General features: G+C 49.6%; 9 protein-coding genes and 1 pseudogene. 4 read left to right on the top strand and 6 right to left on the bottom strand.

Annotated features, from left to right (window positions below; translation table 11 throughout):
• A pseudogene (locus ACFSUS_RS14140) lies at window positions 1-120 on the top strand (IS1 family transposase); the annotation flags it as partial.
• A 269-nt stretch (window positions 121-389) separates the two neighbouring features.
• Here the strand turns inward: ACFSUS_RS14140 and ACFSUS_RS14135 are convergent.
• The gene (locus ACFSUS_RS14135; RefSeq protein WP_381523594.1) at window positions 390-1,328 is read right to left on the bottom strand and encodes a 2-hydroxyacid dehydrogenase; all 939 of its coding nucleotides are present in this window, start codon (window positions 1,326-1,328) and stop codon (window positions 390-392) included.
• Window positions 1,329-1,462: 134 nt separating this feature from the next.
• On the opposite strand from ACFSUS_RS14135, the gene pdxA reads away from it, so the two are divergent.
• The 3 genes from pdxA (at window position 1,463) to ACFSUS_RS14120 (ending at window position 4,717) form a co-directional block, all read left to right on the top strand.
• Window positions 1,463-3,103: a 4-hydroxythreonine-4-phosphate dehydrogenase PdxA gene (pdxA, locus tag ACFSUS_RS14130; protein WP_381523592.1), complete on the top strand. Its 1,641-nt coding sequence runs from the start codon at window positions 1,463-1,465 to the stop codon at window positions 3,101-3,103.
• An 84-nt stretch (window positions 3,104-3,187) separates the two neighbouring features.
• The gene (locus tag ACFSUS_RS14125) at window positions 3,188-4,075 is read left to right on the top strand and encodes a YicC/YloC family endoribonuclease (RefSeq protein WP_381523590.1); all 888 of its coding nucleotides are present in this window, start codon (window positions 3,188-3,190) and stop codon (window positions 4,073-4,075) included.
• 6 nt (window positions 4,076-4,081) lie between these two features.
• Complete coding sequence (locus tag ACFSUS_RS14120) at window positions 4,082-4,717, top strand: DNA-3-methyladenine glycosylase (RefSeq protein WP_381523588.1); 636 nt, start codon at window positions 4,082-4,084, stop codon at window positions 4,715-4,717.
• 6 nt (window positions 4,718-4,723) lie between these two features.
• Here ACFSUS_RS14120 and ACFSUS_RS14115 read toward each other — a convergent pair whose 3' ends face one another.
• The 5 genes from ACFSUS_RS14115 to ACFSUS_RS14095 all read right to left on the bottom strand — a co-directional run bounded on the left by ACFSUS_RS14115 (window position 4,724) and on the right by ACFSUS_RS14095 (window position 10,461).
• Window positions 4,724-6,271 (bottom strand): ABC transporter permease/substrate-binding protein, encoded by a 1,548-nt coding sequence (locus tag ACFSUS_RS14115; RefSeq protein ID WP_381523587.1) that lies wholly within the window; start codon window positions 6,269-6,271, stop codon window positions 4,724-4,726.
• Between the two features lie 135 nt (window positions 6,272-6,406).
• Window positions 6,407-7,123 carry an ABC transporter ATP-binding protein gene (locus ACFSUS_RS14110; protein ID WP_381523585.1) on the bottom strand — a complete coding sequence of 239 codons (717 nt, stop codon included), beginning with the start codon at window positions 7,121-7,123 and terminating at the stop codon, window positions 6,407-6,409.
• A gap of 2 nt (window positions 7,124-7,125) precedes the next feature.
• On the bottom strand, window positions 7,126-7,407 hold the full coding sequence (locus ACFSUS_RS14105; RefSeq protein WP_381523583.1) for a DUF427 domain-containing protein: 282 nt from the start codon (window positions 7,405-7,407) through the stop codon (window positions 7,126-7,128).
• A 4-nt stretch (window positions 7,408-7,411) separates the two neighbouring features.
• Entirely contained in the window at window positions 7,412-8,464 is a 1,053-nt protein-coding gene (locus ACFSUS_RS14100) for an Rpn family recombination-promoting nuclease/putative transposase (RefSeq protein ID WP_381523581.1), read from the bottom strand.
• 80 nt (window positions 8,465-8,544) lie between these two features.
• Complete coding sequence (locus ACFSUS_RS14095; RefSeq protein ID WP_381523578.1) at window positions 8,545-10,461, bottom strand: CocE/NonD family hydrolase; 1,917 nt, start codon at window positions 10,459-10,461, stop codon at window positions 8,545-8,547.
• Between the last annotated feature and the right edge of the window lie 387 nt (window positions 10,462-10,848).

The following is a 10,848-nucleotide window of genomic DNA, read 5'->3' as shown; positions in this document are numbered from 1 at the left end:
TTACGTCAACGGTGTTCGCGGCTAGTTCGGTTAAGCTTATCGTTCTCCAAAAAGTTGACCCGGCACATTGATTCTATTCGGTTCGTGGTCATGCACTACAACCTATCATTACAAGTTTAGGACTACCAGATTATCAAGGAGCATCCTGATGTTAACTTGTATGACGATGATAGCCATCCCTCTAAACTAGGCGCTTACTTTAACGCCTGCATTTTTTACCGGTGTCTGTTAAATCAGAAAACGGGCTTGTTACCTTACGCAACAGATATAGACCCAAAGACGGCTCTCCTATTGCAGAAAGAATCGGATACAAACTGATTACAGGCGAAATGAATACATAGCACTTAAATAGACATGGTTTAATTACTACCGCATCTTATGAGATTTTGTTACAAGCTCACTAACTGCCTCACCAGCACTTTATTGATGCGAACGTAGCTTTCGTGTGTCCAGCCGGCAATGTGCGGAGTAAGTACGACCCGGTCTGACTGACGCAGGTAATCAAAAGCCGCCTGTTGGTCAGGGGTTAGCTTAGCCAACTTCTCATTCTCAAGTACGTCCAGACAGGCCCCACGCACTTTACCATTTTCTAAACCACGTACCAATGCCGACAGCGACGTTATTTCGCCACGGGCGATGTTAATTAGGAAAAACGGCCGAGCAAACTGTTCGATGAACGTATCGTTAATCATCATACGCGTATCGTCAGTCAGAGGGATGTGTAAACTCAATACATCAGCTTCTGCAATGAGTTGTTCCATTGTAGCTTCTTCGGCAAAATCATCACCGTAATTCGTCAGAAACTTGTCGTAGGCCAGCACCCGGCATCCAAAGCCACTAAGCCGTTTAGCCGTAGCCCGTCCGTTGTTTCCGTAGCCAACAATGCCAACGGTCAAACTACCCAGTTCGTAACCCCGGTTACCTTCACGATCCCAAATACCTTGCCGTACTTCGCGGTCGGCTTTCAAAATGTTGGCCAGCAGCCCCAGCAACATGCCAACGGTATGCTCGGCAACGGCGTCGCGGTTACCTTCGCCCGCGTGAAACACCCTGATACCCCGCCGTTCGGCAGCATCGAGGTCAATCAAATCCAGCCCGGCTCCCGCCCGGCCAATGAACCGTAGTTTAGGAGCTCTACTAAGTAACTCTTCGTCAACAGTGGTTTTACTACGAATAATGAGTCCGTCGAACAGCGCGAGCTGTTCCAGCAAACCAGCACGTGTAATGGTAGGTTGATATTCGTAGGTGAAGCCCGCATGATCGAGCATGGCAAAGATCGACGGGTGCATTTCGTCGGCAATGAGAATGAAAGGCTTATTCTGGGACATCCGTTGGCTTTTCGTAACTTGCAGCTATCAAACTGAATAATGTATAACGAAATATGAATACCAATTGGCCTTCTGGCTTATGGATAATTCTGGTTTCATTATGCTATAACATTTGGCGAAACTAACAAAAGTAGATGGAACAACGCCAATCTGAGGAGTCGAACGAACCCCGTGTGGAACCAGACAACGGAATGAACCAGGCCGATAAGTCTGCTACTCAGCAACCTATCCAGAACCAGTTGCCACCTGAGCAGCGTCCGGCTAACCAGCAAAATAACGTACAGCTGAACAACAGCCAGACTGAAGGAGGCCCGGGAAACGAAGCCGCTCGTCCACGTAACGATCGCCCGAATGGCTCGGAGCCAAAGCAGCGCGAAAACCGCCCACAAAACAGTAGAAACAACCGGGACGCCGGACCACGGGACGCCGGACCGCGAGAGGCTGGGCCACGGGACGCAGCCCCTCATAACAGCGGCACGCAAAATAGCGAACAAGCCGAGGTAATTCCTAAACCGCGAAACGACGGACCACGTCAAGAACCCCGGCCAAACGAACGGGATGCCGGACCGCGCGACCGTTCAAATCGAAACCGGAGTGACGTACCAAACGAGCCAGGTGCTCGTGACAGAACGGCTCGCGAACGAGAAAACAACCAGCGGGAGGCTTCCGCTCGGGAGACTAATCATTCGGAAGCACAATCGGCCGAAAATAACCGCAACGGGGGCGATACCGGAGCAACTGGACGCGAGGATCGACTGGTGATTGGCATATCACTCGGCGACTACAACGGCATTGGCCCGGAGGTCATTCTGAAAGCGCTGCAATACAACCGGTTACAGAAGTTATGTACGCCCGTCATCTATGGATCAATGCGCGTACTGAACCGTTACCGCAATTTGTTGAACTTCAAGGACTGGAATCTGAATGGAGCGCCGACCATTGGGCAGATCAGCCACAAAATGACGAATGTTATTACGTGCTGGCCCGACCAAAACCAGGACATTCAGCCGGGTCAGGTAACCCCCGAAGCCGGGCAGGCTGCTTTCGCTTGTTTACAACGGGCCGTTGATGATTTGAAGAATGGTAAGCTGGACGGAATTGTAACGGCTCCTATCAATAAATACAACATCCAGTCGGAGGAGTTTAAGTTCCCTGGTCATACGGAGTACCTGGCGCAGGAATTTGGCGTACAGGACAATCTGATGTTCATGGTCAGCGAACGATTACGGGTAGGCGTTGTAACGGGTCATGTTCCCCTGGGGCGTGTCCGCCAGAACGTAACCCGCGAACGTATTGCGCAGAAATTAACCCTGATGATGCAATCGTTGAAAGTGGACTTTGGCATCGACAAACCCAAAATTGCGGTACTGGGCCTGAATCCCCACGCGGGCGAAGAAGGACTACTTGGCAACGAAGAGCAGGAGATTATTAAGCCACTGCTTACCGAATGGCGGAATAAAGGGCATCTGGTGTTCGGTCCCTATCCCGCTGATGGCTTCTTTGGTACGCGCGGCTACACGAAGTTCGATGCGGTTCTGGCCATGTACCATGACCAAGGCCTGATTCCCTTCAAAGCGATTGCGTTTGAGGAAGGCGTTAACTTCACGGCAGGTATGCCCGTTGTCAGAACATCGCCCGATCACGGCACGGCCTATGACATTGCGGGAAAAAATCTGGCCGACGAAACGTCCATGCTTCAGGCCATTTACACCGCAATTGACGTTGCCCGCCAGCGAAAGGAATATTTAGAACTAGAAGCAGGCGCTTTAAAATAATTTACAGGTTTACAGGTTAAGGGTTACGCTGTGCTGACGCATTGCTTCGTAATCCTTAATCTATACCCCTCAAACCACAATTTTATGCTTAAATCAATGACTGGCTTCGGCAACGCGACTGTAGAGGCCGGTGGCCTGTCTGTAACGGCTGAAGTCAAAACGCTTAACTCTAAGTTTTTAGATATTTACTGCCGAATTCCCCGACAGTTTTCCGACAAAGAGATTGAGTTACGCGCTTTACTAACTCAGCAATTAGAACGTGGCAAGGTCGAACTGTCGCTTAACCTGGCCCGAACCAACGCCGTACGGCCCGGCGTAACCATCAACCGGCCTTTAGTAGCAGCCTACGTCAGCGACCTGAAAGAAACGGCGAACAGTATGCTGATGAGCGTATCCGACAGCGACGTACTCCAGCTAGCTCTGCAACAACCGAATGCGTACGTAACGGAGTCGGCTGATCCAAGCGCTGATTCGTCGGATTGGGCAACCATTCAGGCCGCCGTGCAGGAAGCGCTACGTCGGTGCGATGAGTTCCGTCGGCAGGATGGAGCCGTTCTGGAGAGTAAATTTCAGGAATATATCAAAATCATCAGCGACCGGCTGGCTGATGTCGAGCAGCAGGATGTCCAACGAATTCCGGCCGTACGCGAACGGATGCGCAACAATGTGAAGGAACTGCTGGAGAGTGAAACCTTTGACCATAACCGCTTCGAGCAGGAGTTGATGTACTACGTCGAAAAGTTTGACATCTCTGAAGAAAAGGTACGTCTCAAAAACCACCTCAGCTACTTTTTGGAAGTGTTGTCAACCGAAGAAGCGAACGGCAAGAAATTGAACTTTATTTCGCAGGAGATCGGCCGGGAGATCAACACGATTGGTTCGAAAGCAAACGACGCAGCTATTCAACGGTTTGTGGTACAAATGAAAGACGAGCTCGAAAAGATCAAGGAGCAGACAATGAATGTGATTTGATGGATCATGACTAAGCTTCCGCTCGATTTTTACGAACAGCACGACACCCTTACGCTCGCCCAACTGCTACTTGGCTGCGAACTGGTTCATGAGTCACTTGAGGGAACAACCGCGGGCATTATCGTAGAAACCGAGGGATATATCACCGGCGACCCGGCCTGCCATGCGTATCGTAGAAAGACCGATCGGAATGCGGCCATGTTTGGCCCCGCTGGAACGCTGTACGTTTATCAGATTTACAACCATTACCATTGCATCAACGTAGTGACGGGTCCCGAGGGGGTTGGCGAAGCTGTATTGATTCGCGCGCTCGAACCCACTGAAGGACTTGAACTAATGGAAATGCGCCGGAACGAAGCCTTCAAAACGGGCTTTGCCCGTTACCGGAATAATACCATTGATGCGTCGACGACCGAGGGGCAACGCAACCTGGCCAATGGACCGGGAAAATTGGTGATCGCAATGGGCATCAATCGGGTCGAACATAACTTCTCATCCCTTACCACAGGCCCCATTTCTATCCGGCCAGTTGTGTTGCACGACTTCGACATGGTTACCACGACGCGCATTGGCCTGACTCACGGAGCCGATTTGCCGTATCGATACTACGTTAAAGGAAACCGATACGTCAGCAAGAAATAGACAGCGTTAAGGTTTCAAGTAGGCTACCAAATCAGTTATCGATTGTATATCCAGCGCTTTTGCCTGCTCTCGACGCATCATCAGCGAGTAACTGTTGTTAAAACCCAGCGGCTTTAACCAGGTGAGTTTATACCGCTGAGTGAACTGTCGGTTGACAAAATCATATACTGATTCCGGTTGCATTGATAATGTATCTAATACAGCGGCTGGGGGTTGTAAAATGACCAGCAGACCGGTGCCTGTGTACTCAGGATAAAAGTCGATGGCTCCGGTACGTAACGCGTCGAAGCAGATCTGAGTGCCACCCAGGCCGGTCCGCGAGACGACCCGCAATGCCGTATGCCCTTCGATCAATTGACGATAGATCTCAGCCAGAATATACTGTTCAGTAAAGACCTTTGAACCCATGACGATGGTTTGAGCGCGTTCGACCGGAGCAGGCATCTTGTAGATTCCAGCCTGTTTCAAGAAATACCTCGCCACGTTTTCTGGTGATTCTTTGCGGTAGTCAACTCGGTAGTTTAGGGCTGTCATTACCGAGTCAGTTAGTTTACCAGCCAGGAGATTGAGCGTTGTACCGAGCTCTGGATAACGATCTAGCGTCGTTTGGCGAACAACCGGCGCAGCTCCGTACGGCGGAAATGCATGACGATCATCATTGAGCACCAGTAGATCGAATGCTTTGATCCGCCCATCCGTAGAATAGCCGCTAATGATGTCGACCTGCTTGCGATGGATAGCCTCGTACATCAGATTCTGGTCGATCAATCGGGGAGTTATATGCAGGCCATACGTCTTTTTCAAGCCTGGATAGCCATCTGCCCGACCGTAGAACTCGTGTGCAAATCCGGCAATTAATTTGTCAGTACGGCCCGGTAGCAGATAGAATGCCGATAGAAACGGCAACAGTATAACAAAAAGCACTGCGCCGACCCGCAACTTACGAGCAGATAATCGCTGGAGCCTGGCTAATCCATAGTCGAATCCGACTGCCAACAATGCTGCTGGAATGGCCCCGGCCAGCATCATGTTTACGTTGCTCAGGGCAATACCGCCGAAGATAAACTCCCCTAGCCCACCGGCCGCTACGTAAGCCGCCAGGGTGGCAACACCCACGTTAATAACCGTTGCCGTTCGGACACCGGCAAAGATGACGGGTAGCGCCAACGGTAATTCAACTTTCGTTAAAATCTGATTATCGGTCATGCCTACCCCCCGTGCAGCTTCTTTCACCGACGCGCTAACTTCTGTGATCCCGACATACGTATTGCGAATAATAGGCAGCAGCGCATATAAAAACAGCGCAACTAGCGCCGGACCAACACCAATACCAAACAAAGGTATCAGAAAGCCTAGCAAGGCTATACTTGGTACGGTCTGTAGTACGCCCGCGACACCCAACACCGCGCTAGCCAGCCGTTTGTGACGCGCAATCAGAATACCGAGCGGTACACCTAATAGCAAAGCCAACAACAACGACACAAACGTCAATCCAATGTGAGTTAACGTTTGCTCGAGGAGTTTATCGGCATTCTGGCGTATAAATTCAATCATAAGTCGGAGTCAATCCTATAGCATGACGTTTTGCAGAAGCTAGTGTTGTTTTATGGACCGCTGACTTTTAAGATCACTATGATTTGCGCTGATTCTGCTAAGTAAACTCAATCATAAACAGCAGCGGTCTACTAGTTAGTACAAGTCGAGGAAATCTTTTACAAAATCGGTGGCCGGATTGTGCAGGAGCTCATCGGGGGGACCAATTTGTACAATGCTCCCTTGGTTCATGAGCGCAATGCGGTCAGCCAGTTCCAGCGCTTCACTCACATCATGCGTGACTAACACGACCGTCGTTTCCTTTAATTCGCTTAACCCAAACAGTTCCCGACGGACATGTCGGCGCGTAAACGGGTCAAGCGCCCCGAACGGCTCGTCCATCAGCACGACAGGCGGCCGGGCGGCCAGGGCTCGGGCCAGACCAACCCGTTGTCGCTGGCCACCACTGAGCTCGGCGGGATACCGATTGAGCGCTGTTTCGGGCAGTTGGAGTTTGGCCATCAGTTCACGCGTACGTTCGAGGATGGCACTTGGTTCCCATCCAAGCAGTTTGGGCACAGTGGCAATGGCTTCGGCGACGGTATAATGCGGGAATAAACCGCCATCCTGAATGACATAGCCAATGCGTCGGCGAAGTTCAGGTCCAGACTCCCGACGCACATCGATACCGTCAATCAAAATTGAACCGCCTGACGGTTCAATCAGGCGGTTCATCATTTTCAGCGTCGTTGTTTTGCCACAGCCGCTCGTTCCCAGCAGGACCAGCGTTTCGCCCCGTGCGACGCTGAGTGACACATTATTGACGGCTGTATGAGAGGCAAACTGCTTTGTTACGTTACGAACCTCAATCATGCTCACGAAACGACCTGTACGCCTTTCCAGAAAGCTACCCGGTCTTTGATTTCGCTGGCGGCTGGCTTTGGTTCCGGATAATACCAGGCCGCGTCAGGATTAGTTTTGCCGTCCACAGTCAGCGAATAATACGAAGCCAGCCCTTTCCACGGGCAGGTGGTATGCGTTGAACTGTCCGTTAGAAATTCGTTATTAACCGACTCTTTGGGGAAATAATGGTTGTTTTCTACGACGACCGTATCGTCACTTTCGGCAATTGTCTGCCCGTTCCAGATTGCTTTCATTTTATCAGCTAGTAGGGTTTATTAACGCGTTAACTTCTTCCTGAGTGAGATTTGTTAAGGTCATTACCATAGGCACAGAGAGACCATTGGCCAGGGCAGCACGGGCAATCTGGATAGCCTGTTGATGCTTACCTTGCTCTATGCCCTGCTGAACTCCCTGCTCTATACCTTGCTCAATGCCCCGCTGAATGCCCTGTTCTACACCTTGCTGAATGCCCTGCTCTATGCCCTGTTGAATGCCCTGTTGAATGCCTTGTTCTATCCCTTGCTGAATACCCTGTTCTATCCCTTGCTGAATACCCTGCTCGAAACCTTGTTTTACTCCTGCTTCCAGCGATTTCATTTCGGCAAAACTCAATACGTTCTTTAGGTCCCGATACGACTTTAAACTTTGCTCATACCGGTCGCGTTCCGCTTTACTGAAGTTAGCTACTTCAGCCGCATCAAACAGTTTTTGAAAAACAGATTCTTCCATCTCCTTAGGTCTTTCGTGTAACTGATCGAGATTATTAAAGATGTACTGCCATTTGTCCGCCTTTGTTTTCAACTCATTAAGCGACTTAGTGAATTTGGGCATTTCCAGGTAGATGAATGCCAGCTTATCGTAAAACAACCGGCCATACTGATCTTTTAACTGTACGATAGAAACAACTTCCGATCCATTGTCATTCTCAGGCAAAACAAAATTTAAGATACCGATCGTATAAACAGCAGCCAGCTTAAAGTCCCAGTCTCCGGTTTGCCCCTGTTCCTGAATTGGAAACGAAGCATAAAATATACTTCGGTCCTTGAAATACAATTGTTGAGCCTTTTGTAATTCAACAATGAACCGATCGCCCGTATGGCTGATACAATATACATCAAAAACGGCCTTTCTGTCCAATTCATTTGACCCCAATTGTTCGGTGCGTGCATACCGCAGATCGGCAACCTGATGTGGGGTAGGGAGGAACTGATTTAGAAAGTCAATCAGGATGTCTTTGTTAGCTTCGGTGCCGAATAGTTTCTTAAAGCCATAGTCAGTGAATGGATTAATAAATGTACTCTCTATGCTCATAGTACGGTGGTTATAAAAATCAAATACAACGTTTGTTGTCTAAGCGAAAAGATTATCCTTTCGCTTAGACAACGATAAACTTATTTTAGCACCTGCACTTCGATGACCGAGTTGTCGTACACCCGATGTGTGGCTTTCTGAAAGTCTTCGGCATTGGCTTTGAAGATGTTATCGACGTACTTCTGCGGGTTGCGGTCAATCAGTGGGAACCAGGTACTCTGCACCTGAATCATGACGCGATGGCCCTTCTTGAACGTATGAAGCACATCCTGCAAACGAAACGTAACGTCGGTTACTTCACCGGATTTGAAGGGTTCGGGCTTTTCGAATGAGTTACGAAAGCGACCACGCATGGCTTCTGAGCGCACCATTTGCTGGTAATTCCCTAACGTAATATTTTTATTGGGCATGTACGCATGGTTCGGCTCATCGGGTGGGTACACGTCAATTAGTTTCACAACCCAGTCGGCATCAGTGCCTGTTGTACTCACTTTGAGCTTCGCCGTAATTTCGCCCCCTAACGTAAAATCTTCGGTTAATACGTCGGTCTGAAAGGTCAGCACGTCCGGACGGCGACTTGCAAACCGCTGATCCTCCGACATGTAATTGAAGGGCGTGAAGCCCTGCGTTGTGGTGATGTCTTCTGTGTACGGCACTGGTTTCATCGGATCGCTGACGAATTCAGAGAAGCCGCTTCCGTTGCCCTGCTGTGCTAGCTGACCATTAGCCGACAAGTAGAACTGAACCGTTTGCGCGTTGACAGCAGGCCACTTATCAAAGGTGCGCCACTCGTTCCGGCCGGTGTTAAACAGGTACGCTTCGGGCAATCCAGTCTTGCCATCGCCCGTGCCTTTCAGGAAATGATTAAAAAACTTAGCTTCGATGTTGCGCTGATAGAACGTAGCGATACTGTCACCGAAATAGATATTGCTGTGCAACGTATGACCCGTTTCGCGCGACCAGCGCCCATGTCCAAATGGCCCCATCACCAACGTGTTATACGTTCCAGGGTTATTCTTTTCGACGGTTTTATAGATGTTCAATGGACCGTACAAATCTTCGGCGTCGAACCAGCCGCCAACGGTCATCACCGCGTGTTTAATGTTTTTCAAGTGCGGAATAATGCTACGTTTCTGCCAGAACTCGTCGTAGTTGGGGTGCTCAACCGTTTCCTGCCAGTAAAAATTATCCTTGTAGTATTTATCGGCGTTTTTTAGTGGGCCAAGATCATACTGCCATTGAAACCCATCTTTTGACCCTGTCTGAATCATCTGATTGTTGTACCAGGCCTTCGTTGTTGGCTCGGGATGCTGAACGCCAAACACTGGAAACGTGAACAGATACGCCTGAATGAACGCGCCGTTGTGATGGAAATCATCAAAGAAAAAGTCGGAAACCGGTGCCTGTGGCGACGACGCTTTCAGAGCTGGGTGAGCCGCTACTGCTCCCGCGATGGTGTAAAAACCGGGATAGCTGATACCCCACTGCCCCACCCGGCCATTGTTATTAGGTACGTTTTTGAGCAGCCACTCAATTGTATCGTACGTATCAGAGCTTTCGTCAATAGCCATTGGGCCGGTTGGCTTTTCGGCTTTTTTCTTGCTTTTCGCGGCCGTGACGGGCTGCTGATCGCTGACGGTTGGCGTCATATTGGTCCAGGTGCCTTCCGACGCCCAGCGTCCACGCACATCCTGATATATAAAAATGTATTTGTCGCGCATGAGCGTTTGCGACGGTCCAACCTGATTAGCATAAGCATCAGCGCCATAGGGTGCTACGCTGTAACAGGTCCGCTGCATCATAAATGGGTATTTCTTATTTGCAGAGGCATCTTTCGGCACGTAGACGGCGGTATGCAGCTTAGTGCCGTCGCGCATTGGAATCTTATACTCATACTTCTGGTAGTTTTCCCGAACGAAATCAGAAGCAGGCTGAGTTTGCGCCTGGGTAACAAATGGTACAGTAAATCCGAAGAGGCAGCAAAGCCAATTTTTCATCTTAATTTGAGCTATAATGAGCAATAAACGATGGTAAATATAGCTTTTAGAAGAACCTTTATATACAAAAACGCCTGCTTGTGGCAGACGCTTCTAGTTTTCATTGCTGTGTGTAGTTTGGCAACCCGGCTAACAGCAAGTTCCGGTGATGATAGATATACAAATATCAACGTAACCAGGTATCCAGCCTCTTAAGTCTATCAGCTTCAAACGCAACAGCTTCCGCATTAAACGGCGATAAAGCACGCGCGATTTCATCAGCGTTGACAAATTCCCGTACGCCTAAAATCTCAGGCAATAGCGTATACGAGGCTGTCGTTTTACCGCCGGTTCGGCGTTCCGACCGTTTGGCCCAGCCATAATATAGAGATTTGGCATAACTGCGAT

Source organism: Spirosoma soli (assembly GCF_042684525.1).
Lineage (GTDB): Bacteria > Bacteroidota > Bacteroidia > Cytophagales > Spirosomataceae > Spirosoma > Spirosoma soli.
The sequence above is the reverse complement of the archived record's forward strand: the minus strand, read 5'-3'. Positions and strand labels throughout refer to the sequence as shown.

Coding starts and splice junctions, on each gene's coding strand:
- ACFSUS_RS14135 (WP_381523594.1), bottom strand. CDS start 1,328: ATGTCCCAGAATAAGCCTTTCATTCTCATTGCCGACGAAATGCACCCG.
- pdxA (WP_381523592.1), top strand. CDS start 1,463: ATGGAACAACGCCAATCTGAGGAGTCGAACGAACCCCGTGTGGAACCA.
- ACFSUS_RS14125 (WP_381523590.1), top strand. CDS start 3,188: ATGCTTAAATCAATGACTGGCTTCGGCAACGCGACTGTAGAGGCCGGT.
- ACFSUS_RS14120 (WP_381523588.1), top strand. CDS start 4,082: ATGACTAAGCTTCCGCTCGATTTTTACGAACAGCACGACACCCTTACG.
- ACFSUS_RS14115 (WP_381523587.1), bottom strand. CDS start 6,271: ATGATTGAATTTATACGCCAGAATGCCGATAAACTCCTCGAGCAAACG.
- ACFSUS_RS14110 (WP_381523585.1), bottom strand. CDS start 7,123: ATGATTGAGGTTCGTAACGTAACAAAGCAGTTTGCCTCTCATACAGCC.
- ACFSUS_RS14105 (WP_381523583.1), bottom strand. CDS start 7,407: ATGAAAGCAATCTGGAACGGGCAGACAATTGCCGAAAGTGACGATACG.
- ACFSUS_RS14100 (WP_381523581.1), bottom strand. CDS start 8,464: ATGAGCATAGAGAGTACATTTATTAATCCATTCACTGACTATGGCTTT.
- ACFSUS_RS14095 (WP_381523578.1), bottom strand. CDS start 10,461: ATGAAAAATTGGCTTTGCTGCCTCTTCGGATTTACTGTACCATTTGTT.